Origin of the sequence: Micromonospora tarensis (genome assembly GCF_016803395.1) — a bacterium.
Taxonomy (GTDB): domain Bacteria; phylum Actinomycetota; class Actinomycetes; order Mycobacteriales; family Micromonosporaceae; genus Micromonospora; species Micromonospora tarensis.
In genome coordinates this window covers 1-15,667 of sequence record NZ_JAEVHL010000016.1, presented here as the reverse complement: position 1 = coordinate 15,667, position 15,667 = coordinate 1, and the positions used below count along the sequence as shown (strand labels likewise).

General features: G+C 68.3%; 13 protein-coding genes and 2 pseudogenes. 8 read left to right on the top strand and 7 right to left on the bottom strand.

Annotation, left to right across the window (positions count from 1 at the left end; translation table 11 throughout):
• Positions 1–237 precede the first annotated feature (237 nt).
• Positions 238–603: a DNA polymerase ligase N-terminal domain-containing protein gene (locus JM949_RS05890; RefSeq protein ID WP_203147426.1), complete on the bottom strand. Its 366-nt coding sequence runs from the start codon at positions 601–603 to the stop codon at positions 238–240.
• Positions 604–929: 326 nt separating this feature from the next.
• On the opposite strand from JM949_RS05890, the gene JM949_RS05885 reads away from it, so the two are divergent.
• A complete protein-coding gene (locus tag JM949_RS05885; protein WP_203147425.1) occupies positions 930–1,160 on the top strand; it encodes a holin in 231 nt (76 codons plus the stop codon).
• A gap of 456 nt (positions 1,161–1,616) precedes the next feature.
• On the opposite strand, the gene JM949_RS05880 is transcribed toward JM949_RS05885, so the two are convergent.
• The 3 genes and pseudogenes from JM949_RS05880 to JM949_RS36530 form a co-directional block, all read right to left on the bottom strand.
• Positions 1,617–2,924 carry a hypothetical protein gene (locus JM949_RS05880; RefSeq protein ID WP_203147424.1) on the bottom strand — a complete coding sequence of 436 codons (1,308 nt, stop codon included), beginning with the start codon at positions 2,922–2,924 and terminating at the stop codon, positions 1,617–1,619.
• Between the two features lie 160 nt (positions 2,925–3,084).
• Positions 3,085–3,258, bottom strand: a complete 174-nt coding sequence (locus tag JM949_RS05875) for a hypothetical protein (protein ID WP_203147423.1) — start codon at positions 3,256–3,258, stop codon at positions 3,085–3,087.
• Positions 3,258–3,475, bottom strand: a pseudogene (locus tag JM949_RS36530) (hypothetical protein); the annotation flags it as partial. The pseudogene JM949_RS36530 and the gene JM949_RS05875, both read right to left, overlap by 1 nt.
• A gap of 388 nt (positions 3,476–3,863) precedes the next feature.
• Between JM949_RS36530 and JM949_RS05870 the strand changes: the two are divergent.
• From JM949_RS05870 to JM949_RS05855, 4 genes and pseudogenes are all read left to right on the top strand, one after another.
• Complete coding sequence (locus JM949_RS05870) at positions 3,864–4,991, top strand: helix-turn-helix domain-containing protein (RefSeq protein ID WP_203147422.1); 1,128 nt, start codon at positions 3,864–3,866, stop codon at positions 4,989–4,991.
• Positions 4,988–5,566, top strand: coding sequence for an HD domain-containing protein (locus JM949_RS05865; RefSeq protein WP_203147421.1), 579 nt, complete (start codon positions 4,988–4,990; stop codon positions 5,564–5,566). Before JM949_RS05870 ends, JM949_RS05865 begins: the two co-directional genes overlap by 4 nt.
• A gap of 673 nt (positions 5,567–6,239) precedes the next feature.
• Positions 6,240–6,620: a VOC family protein gene (locus tag JM949_RS05860; RefSeq protein ID WP_203147420.1), complete on the top strand. Its 381-nt coding sequence runs from the start codon at positions 6,240–6,242 to the stop codon at positions 6,618–6,620.
• Between the two features lie 71 nt (positions 6,621–6,691).
• Positions 6,692–7,062 (top strand): annotated as a pseudogene (locus tag JM949_RS05855) (transposase); the annotation flags it as partial.
• A 33-nt stretch (positions 7,063–7,095) separates the two neighbouring features.
• Here the strand turns inward: JM949_RS05855 and car are convergent.
• Together car and JM949_RS05845 are read right to left on the bottom strand one after the other, a co-directional pair.
• The gene (gene car / locus JM949_RS05850) at positions 7,096–10,524 is read right to left on the bottom strand and encodes a carboxylic acid reductase (RefSeq protein ID WP_238432661.1); all 3,429 of its coding nucleotides are present in this window, start codon (positions 10,522–10,524) and stop codon (positions 7,096–7,098) included.
• A 162-nt stretch (positions 10,525–10,686) separates the two neighbouring features.
• On the bottom strand, positions 10,687–11,331 hold the full coding sequence (locus JM949_RS05845) for a hypothetical protein (protein WP_203147419.1): 645 nt from the start codon (positions 11,329–11,331) through the stop codon (positions 10,687–10,689).
• 866 nt (positions 11,332–12,197) lie between these two features.
• On the opposite strand from JM949_RS05845, the gene JM949_RS05840 reads away from it, so the two are divergent.
• Together JM949_RS05840 and JM949_RS05835 are read left to right on the top strand one after the other, a co-directional pair.
• On the top strand, positions 12,198–12,788 hold the full coding sequence (locus JM949_RS05840) for an anthranilate synthase component II (RefSeq protein WP_203147418.1): 591 nt from the start codon (positions 12,198–12,200) through the stop codon (positions 12,786–12,788).
• A 256-nt stretch (positions 12,789–13,044) separates the two neighbouring features.
• Positions 13,045–14,376: a chorismate-binding protein gene (locus JM949_RS05835; protein ID WP_203147417.1), complete on the top strand. Its 1,332-nt coding sequence runs from the start codon at positions 13,045–13,047 to the stop codon at positions 14,374–14,376.
• A gap of 310 nt (positions 14,377–14,686) precedes the next feature.
• Here the strand turns inward: JM949_RS05835 and JM949_RS05830 are convergent, their stop codons facing one another.
• Positions 14,687–15,112: a hypothetical protein gene (locus tag JM949_RS05830; protein ID WP_203147416.1), complete on the bottom strand. Its 426-nt coding sequence runs from the start codon at positions 15,110–15,112 to the stop codon at positions 14,687–14,689.
• Here JM949_RS05830 and JM949_RS39575 point away from each other — a divergent pair.
• On the top strand, positions 15,062–15,541 hold the full coding sequence (locus JM949_RS39575) for a DUF7003 family protein (RefSeq protein ID WP_407664699.1): 480 nt from the start codon (positions 15,062–15,064) through the stop codon (positions 15,539–15,541). The genes JM949_RS05830 and JM949_RS39575 overlap by 51 nt on opposite strands.
• Positions 15,542–15,667 lie beyond the last annotated feature (126 nt).

The following is a 15,667-nucleotide window of genomic DNA, read 5'->3' as shown; positions in this document are numbered from 1 at the left end:
GGCGGGGACCTGCGTCCCGGCCAGGGCCTTCGCGGTGGACGGAGCCAACGCGTTCATGTCGTCGGCCGAGAGCCAAGAGTCGTCAGCTCAGGTTGGCCGAGGTGACGCGTGTCTCCGGTCAACCACAGCGCTCGATCGGTGCGGATCGGTGGCAGCGATGGTAGGTCCAACCCCTGCGAGAAACCCGAGAGCGGGCTAGGCGCCTCAGCGGACCGGAACGGACCTCGCGGGAGACCTCTAGCCGCGCCCACCCGAGGGCTGCTCTCTGGTCAACCGGAGCAGCAACCTTTCACCGGTGCGGATGAGCGCGTACCGCCGGGGACCGGCACGGCCGTGCAACGTGAACAGCATTCGCCGGTCGGTGCGGTCGTGCTCCTCCCACGTGCCGATGTCGGCGATCGACTTGTCCGCATCCTCGTACCTGAGGTGCTCGAGGTCGTGGTCCGGCACGGCGATCGCGAGACGGTTCTGGCCGGGACTGTCCGGCAGGCCACGGGGCACTGCCCAGGAGCGCAGCACGCCACCCTCCTCAAGGCGCAAGTCAAAGTGCGGCCGAGGTTTCCGGTGATGGTGCAGAACGAAGGCGGGTGCCACTCTTGACATTGTCCGCACCTGCCAGCCCTAACGCCTGCCAATGCCTAACGCCGGATGGTCACCCACTGTCGCCGGAGGCATCAACGGGTTGGCCCTGAACCTGGACGCTTCGGGCACGCCGGCAGACTGCGGGCTGTCGCCATCCGTCTGCCGGCAACCGTGCCAGCCTTCTTCACCAACCCGACGAGCGACCGCCTCCTCGCGCGGCGCGTTCCGGTCACTGCCTGTGCCGCAGCGACCGACGACTCCGGAGAGCGCGGCAAGCACGAACCGCTCCTGACCAGGCATTCTTGACGTATGGACGGTCCGATGAACCTACCCCTGGAGGTACCACAATGTTCACCACCAAGTTCTGGAAGGCCGCCGCCGAGCGGGCGGTGAAGAGCGCCGCGCAGGGTCTGCTGCTCTACTGGGGCGCCGACGTCGTGTTCAACGCGTGGCAGGCGGACTGGGCAGCGGCCGGGGGCATCGCCTCCGGTGCCGCGGTGCTGTCGGTGCTCACCTCACTGGTGAGCGCGAAGGTGTCGGGAGAGGGCGACTCGCCCAGCCTTATCGGTGCCGAGTAGTAGCTTCCGGCGAACGAGTGCGTCCCCGCTGACCTCGGCCGGCGGGGGCGTTCCATCGCCTTCGGACTTTCGTTAGGACAGCCATTGCCAGCCGTCGACGCAGTTGAGCGTGTCGAAACAACGGCGTTCGCTGGCACGACCGCCGCCACGTAGCCCATCGCGTAGCCGCAGTCGTCGGTGCCGCACTTCGGTGCCGTCGAGGGCCAGCGACACCGAGACCGGGTCGTCCTCGGCTCGCAGCTCCCGCCGCCGGGTCTGGCAGGGCCACTCGCGCGTGCAAAGCCTGCTGCCACCTGCGGTCGGGGCCTCACTCGTGCCAGCGACGATCCGGAACGGGGACAATCGGATAATCGGTCCAGCGCTCGCCTCGAGCCGGAAGAACGTCGAAACGCCCTGGCAGCCGATGCTCCCTGCCAGGGCGTTCTCCGTTTGTGCTGTTCCTATGGAGGTGTCGGGTCAGCCCGCTTGCCCACCGAAACGCGCCCGGATGTCGTACTGGTAGGACCCCTTCTGCCAGATCACCGAGAATCGTCCCGTCGGACTGGCCGCCGGCTGCGCGTAGCGCCCGTCGGGGGCGAGGATCTCGGCCGCCGCGAACGCGCCGTCCGGTCCGATCGTCCTGGCGTGCACCCGGCTGGTCGAGAAGTCCGGGCTGGGTGCCTGCCAGGTGATGAGACCGTCGCCGTCATCGTCCAGCGCGACCTTCGGCCAGTCGCCGGCGCCGAGCCTGGTGACCGCGCCGAGGGCACCGGCACTGGAGATCGAGCGAGCGAAGACCTGTGTGCCGTCGGAGGTCCAACGGCCCCAGGTCAACACCGCGTCACCGTCGAGATCGCCGGCGAGTTCGTCGAAGAGGCTCAGCTCGTGGGCGGCCGGCGACACGCTGATGACGCTGCCCAACGTGTCGGTGTGGCTGTAGTGCCGCACGCGCAGTCGAGGCGGCTCACCAGCGTTCGACCACCGGTAGCTGATCACCGCGTCCCCGTCCCGGTCCAGGGCGACCGAGACGCTGGCGTACCTGACGTCGGTGGCCGCCCCGGCGATGGCCCGCAGGGCGGAGACCCCGTCCGGGCGGACCCGCCGCGCGACGACCCGCTCGTAGTTCTCCGCCCAGGCGACCAGCGCGGTGCCGGCGCGGTCGACGGCCACCACCGGCTGGTCGCCACCGACGCCCAGGGTCAGCTCCGGGCCGAGGGAGCTGTCCGCACCGAAATAACGGGCCTTCGTCGTGTACGCGCCGTCGCGGATCTCCGTCCAGGTGACCAACGCCAGACCCGACGGATCCACAGCGACGGCCGGGCTGATCGCGCTCCACGTCGCGATCATCCGAAGCGGACCCAGTTCACCGGTCGCGGACACCCGGCGGCCCGCCACCAGGCCGTCCTGTGTCCACACCACCGCCGAGTCGCCGTCGTCGTCGGACGCGACCTTGGGCCAGGACGCGGACGCGCCGAGCGGCGAGAGCGTCTGGACCGGCCCCAGCACGCCGTCGACCGAAGCGGTCTGCGCCTTCACCTGGTCGTAGCAGCCGCTCGCGTTGCTGTCACAGCCGGCCCAGGCGAGCAGCGAGTCGCCCTGCCGGTCGACAGCGACGAAGGGCTGGTCCTGCCCGCTCCAACCGGTTTCCGACACCACCTGGATCGGGGACCACGTAGCCGCCTGAGCGGGCACCGGAACGGCGACCAGGACGGCCAACGCGCCGACCACCCCGGCGGCGACCTGTCGTGTACGCCGTCGGGTCGCTGATCTGTCTGCTCGCTGCACCGCCGCCCCCTCGATCGATGAACATCCCTGAATCCAGGGCATGATCCCATCGACGCGGCTGCGCCGCTCGCCGGAAGCGGGCACCCAGGCGCTCGTCTCGTACGTGCCGAAGGCCGTACTTGCCGACAGTCGTCCGGCGACCTTCTGGCGGCTGCTGGCATCAGACGAGGCGCTGGATCCGTACCTTCGGGGACACGTTTCTCAGGTGCCCTTGCTTGTGCTGGCGGACCTGCTCATCCCAGACCTCCTGGTCGTAGTCGGGGTCTGGTGGAATCCACTTGTGGGAGCCGTCGCTGTAGTGGAACTTCTCGTCACCCGGTCGCAGGATGCTCATCGGATCCAACCGAGGAAGCGTTTGTGCAGCGCACCCGCCGGCACCCAGGTCAGGTCCGCGGAGGCTCGCACCAGCTGAGCACCGAGGTAGAGAGAGCCAGGGGGATCGGAGCGTCGTCGAACTCGGCGCGCAGCTCGCGCTGCCGTGTGCGGCAGGGCCAGGGCGCATCGCAGCCGCCGCAACTCCAGATCGGCAGCACCGGGCCGTGCGCGGTCACGCGTGGCCTCGGAGCATCGCCGCCGACAGCGACTTCGCCTGCCGGCTGGTCGCCCATCCCGCCTGACAGCACGGGTACGGCGTGAGCCACGACCATGCCGGACGGTGTCGCCGTGCCAGGGTCATCGCGACGGCAATCAGGTACTGGTCGTAGGTCACTCGTCGCCACGGTGGTGTCCTGTCCCGCATCACTGGCTCCCTCCACCGGGCGGCACTCCATGGCCGACCCCGAACCACGGGACCGGATCTGGAACGTTCGGTAACTGCGACGCTACGATCACGACGACGGCGGTTGGACTCACCCGCAGTACGAGTGAGCAGGCCGGATGCGCGGCCGCAGCATTGGTCCACGGCGGAACGTCGACCACGGGTCAACGTAGGGATGACGCATGAGGGGTCGCGGACGATCAGCACTACATCGCGGCGAGGTGACCGGCTACCTGTTCAAGCTGATCCGGGAGTCCGTCTCGCTCACGCAGGAGCAGCTCGCCGTCGACCTAGACGTCGATCGGGTGACCGTGCAGAGCTGGGAATCCGGACGCCGGCCATTCACCGCGGTACCGCTCGGGCAGGCGATCGCCGTCCGACGCCGGCTCGGACGGCTCGGCGCGAACACACTCCTGCTCGCAGCGCTTGAGGACGCCGCCGAGGCGGATCTCATCCTCGCCACCGTCCTCAACAAACATGTGGACCGCTGCGACATCGCCGAACAGCCGCTGGGCTGGTCCGTACTCACCCACCGTCTGACCGACTTGATCCTCTGGGCCGTCCTGGGGCAGACACCGACCTTCGCCAGAGGGCTACCCATCGCCCATCCCCGGCGAGGTCCAGTCGCGCCCGGGCCGAACCTGCCCGTCGACGAGCAGCGTGCGTTCTTCGCTCACCTTCACGTACTCGCCGATCGCGCCGCAGCCGGACGGCATCGAAACGTGCTTCTGCACAGACAAGCCTGCTTCCTTGCCGGCATGGACCCCACCAAGGCAGCAGCAGGTTGGCTCACCCAGACCACCGCCCGAGCACGCCGCACGACCACCTTTCGCAGCTGGTCACCGCTGTGGTCCGACGCCCGCTCCGTCGTCACGTCCCTCGCCAACCAGGGCGACCCGGAACCGTTACGAGACTTTATCGCCCGCGCCCATCCCGACGACGCCTGCGAGCGAGCGGCCCTAAACTACTCGGCCTACTGGGTGGGCGAGATCCCGTACCGCCACCGCGACGACTCCTTCATGCCCGAAGCGCTCGCTGACTGGCATGGCTCGATCCTTCTTCGGCACCTGGTCCATCGCCTCGAACCAGGGCATCCCTTCGTCGACCTCAACATCCACAACGTCTGGGCTCTGCTGGCCGCACGACGCGGTCTCGCTCTCGACAACCCCGCCGCGACTCGGGCGCTCCTCGACCGCAGTGTTCCCCTCCTGGACAGTGACCGGATCTCGGCGCAGTCCCGGCAGGAACTAACCTCTATCGTCTACAGCCTGCGGGCGGACGGACTCACCGGCACAGGGACGGGCAGATGACCGACGATCACCACGCCGCCGGAGCGATGAACTTCATCTTCGAAGCTGGCGTGCTCAAACGCGCCGCCCGGAGCGGGTGGTGGTTCGCCGGCGTCAAGCAACCCGAGTCCATCGCCGAGCACTCCTTCCGAACCGCGCTCATCGGAATGATGCTCGCCGCCATGGAGGGCGCCGACCCAGCCCGAGTGTCGATGCTCTGCGTCCTGCACGACACCCAGGAAACCCGAATCACCGACATCCCACACATCGCCAGGCGCTATCTCACCGCCGTGCCCAACACCGCCGTCACCGCAGACCAGGTCGCCGCCTGTCCCCCCGCCGTCGCCGACGTCATCACCGCCGCAGTCGGCGAATACGAAGCTGGCGAGACACTGGAAGCTGTCGTCGCTCGGGACGCTGACAAGCTGGAATGCCTCGTCCAAGCCGTCGAGTACCGCCACCAGGGCATCGACAACGTGCAGCGCTGGATCGACAGCTCCCGAGCCGCTCTGAAGACCGCCAGCGCCCACCGCCTTGCCGACGCCGCCCTCAGCGGACAGCCCCTGGCCTGGCTGGCACCCTCGCCGCAGGAGTAAACGTTCAACACTCGGCGTCGCATTGATCAACGGTGGGGCGTGGCTGATCAAAGCGGATGACTTGACTCGTGACCTGCCGATACGTCTGGCATTGACGGCTGACAGTGGAGGCTGCTGGTTGCTCTCCGGCGGCCTGCGAACTGCATGATCACGACGCTACCGGCGCTGCACCCTGTAGCCGGCAGTGCACCGGTGCTACTCAATGGCAGGCTTCTCCGGGCGATGCGCCGCCAGTGCTGTCAGGACCAGGCGGGCCGGTGACGGCAAGCCAGAGTCAGCGTCACGTCCAAGTGGCACGCGTCGTAGGGCACGCACGGTCGACCGTCAGCCGGATCGGGGGTGGGTCGCCCGCGATTGCCAGCGTGCAGCCGCTACCTCTGTTGAACCGGCTGTCGGGTACAGCGGGTACGCCCCGAGCCCGGGGAGGCTGTGCACACCTCCCTTCCCAGGGAAGGAGCCGGGGAATGGGCCGCATGGACCATGGAACCACTGTGCACGCGTCCGGCGTGTTTCTCGGCCCCCGCCTGGCGACCTGGCCAGGCGAGGGCCTCAAATCAATTCCAGCCCGCTCACCTGGCCCGCTACGATCGCGATCTTGTTCTCGCTGTAGGGAGCCCATGAGATCCGCGTGCGGCCACCCCGGCAGTTCCCATGCTGAGAGTAGGTTTCGTCAATGGCATGTCGTATCGGTGAGCTCGTACTCAAGTGCCGCGACCCCGAGGTGCTGGCGCGGTTCTGGTGCGAGGTCCTGGACTTCGTAGAGCTCGATCGCGAAGAGGAGGTCTACATCGAGGTAGGCCCGCGCGAAGGGTTTGGCGGCCCGCAGCCGACGATCTTCCTCATCCGCGTCGACGAGCCGAAGAACGGGCATGCCCGGCTGCACATCGACGTCAATCCCACCGACCGCGATCAGGACGCCGAGCTCGAACGGCTCCTGGCCGCCGGGGCCAAACTCGTCGACATCGGTCAGCCCGCGGACGCGTCCTGGCACGTCCTCGCGGATCCAGAAGGCAACGAGTTCTGCCTGCTCAAGCGCCGCCTCGACCCACTCTGACAGCCGTCGTCCAACGATCGGCGCAGCCGCCACCACACGACCGACAATCTGCGAGTGCGAACCGTGTTGACCTGCTGCGCGAGCAGCTCGAGGGCGCGTCGCCGGACGTGTTGCAGGCGATGATCAAAACGTTCGCGCAAGCGTTGATGTCCGTCGAAGCCGACGCGATCTGCGGCGCTGGCTACGGGCAGCGCAGCGACGAGCGGGTCAACTCCCGCAACCGATACCGGGTGCGGGAGTGGGACACCCGTGTCCGGACGATCGACCTGGCGGTGCCGAAACTGCGGCAGGGCAGCTACCTCCGGACTGGCTGCCGACGCACCGCTGGCGAGCCGAACAAGCTCTCGTCTCGGTGGTGGCAACCTCCTATCTGCTCGGCGTCTCGACTCGTCGGTTGGAGAGACTGGTCGAGCAGCTCGGCGTCCGGCAGTTGTCCAAGTCGCTCGCCCCGTACCGCCGCGTGGTGCAGTTCGAGTCAGAGCAGCCCCAGTTGCCGCAGGTCGGTCAGGTACTTGCCGATCAGTTGCACGGACACGTACGGGATGTCCTCGTCCGCCCCGATGCCGGCGGCACGCACGGCGGCACGGAACCGCTCGCCGGGGATGACCGAACCGGGGCGGGCCGGCTCGGGCTGCCGGAAGGCGTGTAGCAGGGGTAGCAGCGAGTGCTGCCGCTGCCTGTCCGGCAGGACACGGATCGCGGCCTCGAACCGGACGAACCAGTCCGAGTAGTCAGGGATCCGCTCGATCGGGTGGCCGGCGGCGATCAGCCAGTTCACGAAGGTGTCCAGGGAGATGCCGTCGTCGTGCGGGTTGATCACGTTGAAGCTCTGGTATCCGTCGGTGGCCTGTTCGCCCAGGGTGGTGATGGCCTCGGCGGTGAAGTCGGCGGGCAGGCCGTCGTAGTGCGCCCGCGCCGGGTCGCCCCGGTAGAACGAGCCCGGCGCGATCCCGGTGGCGGCCAGGCTGAGCAGCAGACGAGTGAACTGGTCGGGCACGTTGAGCTGCCCGGAGAACCGGCTGTGCGCGAGGATCATGTCCGACCGGAAGGTGGCCACGGGCAGGCCGCATGCGTCGTACGCCTCGCGCAGCAGTACTTCGCTGGCCCACTTGCTCGCCCCATAGCCGTTGGCGTACGCGTCGTCCAGTGGGTAGGTGGGGACGAGGACGCGAATGTCGATGTCCTCGTCGAGGCCCGACCGCTCGGGCGGCGGTGCCGCGGCTCCGCTCGAGACGTACGTGACCGGCTTGATCCGACCGGTGATCGCCAGCCGGATCGCCTCGGCGGTGCCGACCACGTTCGCCCCGAACAGCTGGCCGTAGGGCAGCACGTGGTTGACATGGGCGGCCGGGTGCACGACGCGATCGACGGTCTCGGTGAGCGACTGCCAGGTCCGCGGGTCCAGACCCAGGTTCGGCTCGCTGACGTCGCCGGCCAGCACCTCCAGGGTCTGCGCCGCCAGCTGGCGGAAACGCCCGATCAGCTCGTGGTCGCCGCTGTCGAAGGCGACCTCCAGCCGCTGACGGGCCGCCGCGGCATCCCCTCCCCGCACGACGCAGATCAGTTTCCCGCCCACCGGGGCCAGCCGCTCCAGCCACTCCAGACACAGGAACCGGCCCAGGTAGCCGTTCGACCCGGTCAGCAGCACCGTCCGGACCGGGCCGGTGGCGCGGGGCAGGGCCCTGGCTGCGTCGAGCGTCGGCATGTCGATGAACCTGTCCAGGGTGAGGTCGCTGGCCCGAACCTGAACGCTGCCGGCCCCGTGCACAGTGGCGAACGTGGGCCGCTCCGCCCCGGAGGAGAGTGCGGACTCGATGTGAGCGGCCAGCTTTGCCAGGTCGTTGGCCGGGCTGATGACCACGCCGACCGGGAGCTCGATGTGGAAGATCTCCCTGAGCTGGGTGGAGAAGGACAACGCGGACAGCGAATCGCCGCCCAGGTCGGTGAAGTGCGCGTCCGGGCTCACCTCGGTGCCGGTTGTGCCGAGCAGCGCCTGTGCGGCACGCCTGACGGTGTCCAGTACCGACCGCTGGGCGCCGGTGCGACGAAGTTCGTGCAGCTGCTGCAGCTGTCCGTCGGCCTGGTCGGCGTACAGCTGCTCCAGGCGCTGGCCGTAGCGCTCCCTGAGGCGGGGGCGCAACAGCTTGCCGATGTCGGACAGCAGCCCGTTCCCGGTGCTGAACGCAGTGGTCTCCACCAGGAAGTCGCGCGGGATCTCGTAGGGGTTGAGTTCGGCGTCCCTGGCGACCCGTCGCAGCGATCCGGCCAGCAGCGGTTTGAGCGCCGTGGTGTCCCCGCCGGCCTCGGCCAGCGCCTCCTCGGTCGGCACGACCACCGCCAGTAGGTACGCACGTTCACTGTTGCCGTAGACGAAGATCTGCTGGATCAGCGGACTGACGACGAAGAGCGCTTCCAGCCGGGACGGGGCGACGAACTCGCCCTGCGACAGCTTGAGCACGTTGTTTCGGCGGTCGAGGTAGATCAGCCGGTCCGGGGCGATCTCGGCCATGATGTCGCCGGTACGGTAGTAGCCGTCCTGGTCGAACATCTCGGCGGTCGCCTCGGGCTGTCGGTAGTAGCCGGGGATGTTCGTCTCGCTCTTGACCAGCAGTTCGCCGCGCGGGTACGGGGAGTCGGTGCGGAGGTAGCCCATCTGCGGCACGTCCGCCAGCCTGTAGTCGAGCACCGGCGGACGCCACACCCTGCCGTTCAACAGGATCCGGGCCGACTCGGTGGAGCCGTAGCTCTCGCTGATCGTCATGCCGAGCATCGACTCCATGAACGCCCGCAGCTCCGGCGACAGCGGTGCCGTGCCGACGAGGACCTGGGCGATCCGGCCGCCGAGGAAGTCCTCCCGCAGGGAGGTCTTGACGGCGGTCTCGTCGGGGTTGCGATCGAGTTCGCTCTGGTAGCGCTCGAACAGCATGTCGCAGATGCGCGGGACCAGGATCAGTTCGGTCGGGCGGGTCAGGGTGATGTCGTCCAGCAGCGTGGACAGGTCGCTGCGGGCGGTGAAGTAGCCGATTCCGCCCCTGGCCAGCGTGGACGTCAAAGCCCAGCGGCCCGCGAGATGGCTCATGGGCATGTAGTGGATGCCGACCGCGGGCAGGTCGGCGCGGTCGAACCCGAAGGGCGTCCACATCTGCGGAAGCAGTCTCTGCGGGTACATGGCACCCTTGGGCGAGCCGGTGCTGCCGGAGGTGTAGACGATCAGGGCCAGGGGGTCGGTACCGGGTGCGGGGACGAACGGCGGAGCGCTCGGCAGCTCCCTCCCGCGCTCGATCACCGTACTCAGTGGTTCCAGAACGACCGGACTGCCGGCCTCGGCCAGACGCGCCTGCGCGGCCTCGACGGTCTCTCGTTCGTCGTCGATTTCCGGGTCGTGGTCGAAGACGATCAGACGCCGCAGGAAGTCGCCGTACTTCAGTGCCAGGTCGACGGTGCTGGCCAGCCGTTCGACGCTGGAGGCGAGGATGCGCGGCCGGGTCTCGGCCACTATCGACCGCAGTTGGCTGAGCGCGGCGCTGACCTGCAACGGCACCGACACCGCGCCCAGGTGGATGCAGGCCAGTTCGAGCGTGGCATAGTCGCTGCTGGTGAAGCCCAGGGTGCAGACCCGGTCGCCGGCGGCGAGCGGGCTGGCCTGGTGGTGCTGCCAGTCGGCGGCCACCGCCCGGACCCGGGTCCACAACTCGTGGTAGCTGGTGATGTCGAAATTCGACGTCAGCCGTCGTTCGGTACGTCCGGCCGAGGTGACCAGTTCGGTCGCTCGCTCGCCGAGGGCTGGCCGGTCGGCGTAACCCTCCATGATCGCCGCGAGGGCCTCGGCCGGTGGTGTGCCAGGTTGGCGGACCAGGGCGTAGATCGCGTCAAGCGGCCGGTGAGCGGCTTCCTCGTCGATCATCGCACTACCTCCGACAGACACAGTCCCCCTGACGTTCCCACCGCTTTCCAGGGCCCGGCGCCCTGCCCTGCTGACTGCACGACACCTGCAATCCCCGAGGATCGACGCGACTGGAGTTGCCGCGCCACGACGCCGCCGCACGGGTGAGCGGATCCGCTCTCCTCAGCAGTCCGGCGACCTGTTGTCGCGAACCACCAGCATCGAGGTCGCGCCCTTCTGGAACTCGAAGTCGACAGGTTCGAGGGATGCGTCCAATCCTGCATCGCCGAGCCTGTCGAGAACGGCAGAGACGTACGGCGACCGTTGACCGTCTATGTTCATGAGCGGGAAGACCCGGGTCTCCTTCGCTACACGACCGAGCTCGATGAGCGCACGGAGATGGAATTCCAGGTCGAGATAGTCGCTGTAAATGAACAACAAGTGCGAGCACAGCGCCAGATCGAACGTCCTGGGTGCAAAATCCAGCACCGGCAGCGCACCGGCCCGGTATCTCCCGCACCGCTTCCCTTCTTCGTAATCCGACAGGAACAGGTCGAGCGCTTCCTGCCGGAGCTTCATCACTCGGTCCACGTCACCGTAGAAGTCCCAGCAGAACCGGTCCTTCTCGTCAACCATGATGCCGCGCATCCACTCGACGCCGCCTCTCACCGAGGCGCGGATCTCGGTTTCATCCAGAGCATATGTCGGGTCGACGGCGGTGACATCCCAACCGAGGGCAGTCTGCTCGGCCGCGAACGAAGACGGTCCGGCGCCACAATCCAGCAACTTGTACGTTGCGTGATGTTCCCTCAGCTCAAAGAACTTCACGTATTCAAAGGCTCGCCTGCCCCAAGGGGTGGGGGCGTCGAGTCGGCGCTGTGGGGGCATTGCACTCCTGGTCGCCATGCGGATGACTACTCTGAGATTTGCCTGATCAGCTCGTCACTAGGGATAGGGCGCGGCTACGACTGCCGCAGCGGTGCAGTGAACCCCGCAGTAGTTGAACCCCCTCGGTAGCTCCGGACGCACGAGTCCAGGTTGCACCATAGGGCCTGTCACTCTCATGCCACAGCGACGAGTCCCCGCAATCTTCGTACGGAGGGGATAGAACCACGTGGCCATGCAGTTGTCAAGAAAGGAGCCATCGAAGGCGGTCCCTTGTCGCGTATGTGATCTGGGTGTAGCCTGACTCGTGTCCGAACCATAACATTCGGCATGGAATCCGGCGACCCAGGCATCCGTTGACAGCGCCGCTAACGCGGCCAGAATGCGCCAGGCAGACACCCAGCCGCCACCTTACCGACGAACAATCCGATCCATCATTTCTGCGCCGACTTTTCCCAGACGGTACCCTAATAAGTTCGCACAATTGACTGCCGCACGACCGGCGCAGCATTTCTCGGGCGGCAGTTGTTCGCGTCATCCCCGGACGATGCCGGCGTTCCATCCGGCATCCGACGTGACGCCTCGTTGTGCGCACTGCTCGTGAACCTTTTCGACGGGGGACGAGAGATGCTCCATCGCGTGATCAGTGGCCGTGAGCCGATCCGGCCGCCCATCGCCGGCCCGGCCGGGGCCGATCCCGTCCCGCTGGTGCGGGCCGGTCTTCCCGAGCCAGCAATCGCGACCGTCGTCCACGTGTGCCGCCCCGATCCGCGGGTCGAGACCGATGGCCGGGCGGTGCGGAGGTCGGCGTGAGTGTCCTGATCGTCGACAACTTCGATTCCTTCACCTACAACCTGGTGCACCTCGTCCACCGCCGACAGGGCAAGCCGGTGGTGGTGCGCAATTCGGCAGGGCCCGGGCAGATCCCGCCCGGCATCACGCATGTCATCCTCTCGCCGGGGCCGGGATCGCCCACTACCCCCACGGACGTGGGGATCTGCACCGCCGTGCTGGACCGAGCCGTGCGAGCCAAGGTCCCGATCCTGGGCGTGTGCCTGGGTCACCAGATTGTCTGCACGTACTTCGGCGGCGGGATCGAGCGGCTGCCGGCCGTCCGGCACGGCGCGGTGTCGCGGATGCGCCGGACCGCGAGCGGCCGGCTACTCAGCGGTCTGCCCCACGAAACCGACGTGATGCGTTACCACAGCCTGCACGTCGCGGAGGCGACCGTGCCGAACGAGCTCTCTGTGACCGCCGTCGCCATCGACGACGGCGCGGTGATGACGGTCGAGCACGACACTCTCCCGGTCTTCGGCGTGCAGTTCCACCCCGAGTCGGTGGCCACACCGCAAGGGGCGGAGATCATCCGAAACTTTCTGGCCATCCGTAGCGGAAGTTGACGACCATGCCCGAAGAACCGCTCTCCGACGTCGGGGGCCCGGTCGCTCGTCGTCGACCTCGCCGGCACGCGTCCCGCTCGGAGAGCGTCGACCAGGTGGTCGAGTTCGAGACCCGCGTCCCCGGTGGCGAGGACCGCGTCGTGCGGCTGTTCCGCTCGCCCCTGTCGGGGACCACACCCCGGGCGCCGGAGAGCGGGAACCCGCGCTGGCCGGCCCCGGCCGCCGGCCGAACACGTTCGGGTTCACGGTGTGGGCGATGAGCGTGGACGACCTCGATCCGTTTCCGCCGGACCTCCGGGCCCACCGGCTGCTGCCCCGGCTCGCCGACGTGCTGGGTGGCACCCTTCTTTACCGGATGCCGGACAGGTCGACGATCGTCGCCGGTCTCGACCGGGTGACGACGATCGAGGCCGGCGACAGGGACGTGCCGGGCCGGCTCCGGGGCGTGCTCGACACGTACGAGCGGGAATCGCGGGCATCGGCCACGGCCGACGGGGTCGGCGACGTGGTGGTCGCGCTCTCCCACGACCTGCAGTGGGCGCTGCGGGACCCGGTGTTGCCCGGCCCGCCGCCGGCCGCCCGTCCGGACGGCCCGCTGGCGGTGATCGCCGTGACCGGCACGACGGCCCGGTTCGGCCCGGCCGGCGAGGTCACCGTGGCGGGCCGGGACGCAGCGCGCGTACGGCAGATCCTCGCCGAGCCGGAGGCCGAGCCCGGACCGGTGGACCCGCCCGGCGACGAGGATCCACCCGGCGGCGTCCCGCCGCTGACCGACCTGCTCGAGGACTTCGACGAGCGGCGCTACGCCGAGGCCGTTGCCGAGGCCCAGGAGGCGTTGCGGGCCGGCGAGTCCTACCAGGCGGTGCTCGCGGTCAGCGTTCGCGTCCGACCACGGGCCCCGCTGCCCGAGTACTTCGCGGCCGTGGCGCGGCGCTACCGCCGCTCCACCTACTCCTACTGGTTCGACGCCGGTGGGTGCTGCTTCTTCGGCAACTGCTCGCTACCGCACGTCGAGTGGCGCGGCAACCGGCTGAGCACCCGAGTGTTGGCCGGTACGGCGCCGGCGCCGCGGAGCCCGGCGGAACTGGCCCAGATCCGCTCGGCGCTGGACACGGAGAAGTACTTCGCTGAGCATGTCATGCTCGTCGACCTCGAACGCAGCGACCTCGGTGCGATCGCGCTGCCGGACGGCGTGCACACCGGCCCGCTGCTGGCACCGTACGTGGTGGGACCGACCACCCATCTCGACACCGAGGTGTTCGCGGAGGTTCCGGCGGACGTCACCCTGGCGGAGGTCCTGCTCGCCTCGTTCCCCCGCGGCGTGATCGTGGGCGCGCCGAAGGCCCGTACCCAGGAGATCCTCGCACGCCTCGAGAACCGGCGGCGGGGCTTCTACAGCGGCGTGCTCGGGATCTTTCGCGGGCACCCGGGGGAACTGGTCTCGAACACCATCGTGACCTGCGGGCTCGTCGAGCCCGACCCGGAGGGGCCGCAGGTCCGTCTCAACGCCGGGGGAGGTCTCGTCGCCGGGTCGGAGGTGGAGCAGGAAGTGCGCGAACTGCGGCTCAAGCTGCGCTACCTGGTCTAGCGGTCCCGATGGCTGATCTTCGGAGATCCGGGAGTAGCCGAGAGATCGAAGCGGGCGGCGGCCGTTTCCACTTCTTCCGCTAGAGACGACCCTGGTTGGCGCGAGCACGCCGACCTGGCGTCGGGACGGCCGGATTCGAACCGACGACCCCTTGACCCCCAGGCACCGAGCCTGCTCGGTCAGGGCGCTGGGCACGACTGTGGAGCCTACGGTTACTGGAGCCGCCTCCGTGACTGCCGGTGCTTGAGGACCCTTCGGCGCATTCACGGCCTCCGACCAGAGGAACACACAAGACGTGGTGCCGACTATTTCAACAGTTGATCCAGCGCGCTGGGCGTAGTCGGGATCCCCCGTTGAAGGAGCCTACGACGAGGCCGTTATCCGCGATTTCCCAGGCGAAGGGGGCTTGGACACCGGGAATGGCGCCGGCTAGGGGGACGAGCCGGTCGCCGTGGTCGACGACTCGGTCGCCGAGCACCGCGCCTCGACTGTTGACGTCCTGCGTTGACACCAGCGCCGGGTGCACGGCGGCCGCCACGCCGGTCCGCAGGTCCCAGCGCACCAGGGTGCTGTCCTCGTCCTCGGTGCCGGTGCCGATGCGGCCAACTGCCCAGTTCCCCTGGGCCGCGGAGATCCCGGCCCACCGGGCGCCGGGGGCGGTGAGCCGGCCCGTCCTTGCGTCGGGATGGCGTACCAGTCGGGTTTCGACGTGCTTCGCCCACTCGTCCCAGACCACCGGGAGCTGCTCCTAGCCGACGAAGTCGAGCTGCGACGGCGCATCCCGGCCGACATCCCAGAGATCGTTCGGCTGGATCAGTGGCGCCATCCGGACCTTCTCCAAGACACACTTCCCAGCCAGTCAATGACCTTCCGCCAGCTCGCCAATGTGCTGACGATAGGCGACGTGGGACGATACGCACCAGACATGCCGCCGAACACGCACAGGTCCAACTGGCCAAAGTCCGGGAACCTGCAGCCCGGCCGATCGCGCACCGACAGCGGCAGAAGAGCGTACGCAACAAGGTGCCGGCTGCGCCGGTCCGTGATGGCTGGCTTCGGCACGAGGGGTGCCTGGCAACCGACCGGGGTCAGATCCAGTCGGGTAGCGTTTCACTGTGTATCAGGCGATCTTGCTGGACGTGTACGGCACGCTCGTACACGATGATGAAGGCGCGGTCAATGACGTCTGTGCGCAGGTAGCAGATTTGATCGCAGTCGATCCGTCTGCTGTCGCGGCGGAGTGGTCCCGACGGCTGGAGGCCAGCGCCGAGATGGCGTATGGGGCCGGTTT

Bases quoted from the DNA above. Each gene is read 5' to 3' on its own strand.
- JM949_RS05890 (WP_203147426.1), bottom strand. From the start codon at position 603: ATGTCAAGAGTGGCACCCGCCTTCGTTCTGCACCATCACCGGAAACCT.
- JM949_RS05885 (WP_203147425.1), top strand. From the start codon at position 930: ATGTTCACCACCAAGTTCTGGAAGGCCGCCGCCGAGCGGGCGGTGAAG.
- JM949_RS05875 (WP_203147423.1), bottom strand. From the start codon at position 3,258: ATGAGCATCCTGCGACCGGGTGACGAGAAGTTCCACTACAGCGACGGC.
- JM949_RS05870 (WP_203147422.1), top strand. From the start codon at position 3,864: ATGAGGGGTCGCGGACGATCAGCACTACATCGCGGCGAGGTGACCGGC.
- JM949_RS05865 (WP_203147421.1), top strand. From the start codon at position 4,988: ATGACCGACGATCACCACGCCGCCGGAGCGATGAACTTCATCTTCGAA.
- JM949_RS05860 (WP_203147420.1), top strand. From the start codon at position 6,240: ATGGCATGTCGTATCGGTGAGCTCGTACTCAAGTGCCGCGACCCCGAG.
- car (WP_238432661.1), bottom strand. From the start codon at position 10,524: ATGATCGACGAGGAAGCCGCTCACCGGCCGCTTGACGCGATCTACGCC.
- JM949_RS05835 (WP_203147417.1), top strand. From the start codon at position 13,045: ATGAGCGTGGACGACCTCGATCCGTTTCCGCCGGACCTCCGGGCCCAC.
- JM949_RS39575 (WP_407664699.1), top strand. From the start codon at position 15,062: ATGGCGTACCAGTCGGGTTTCGACGTGCTTCGCCCACTCGTCCCAGAC.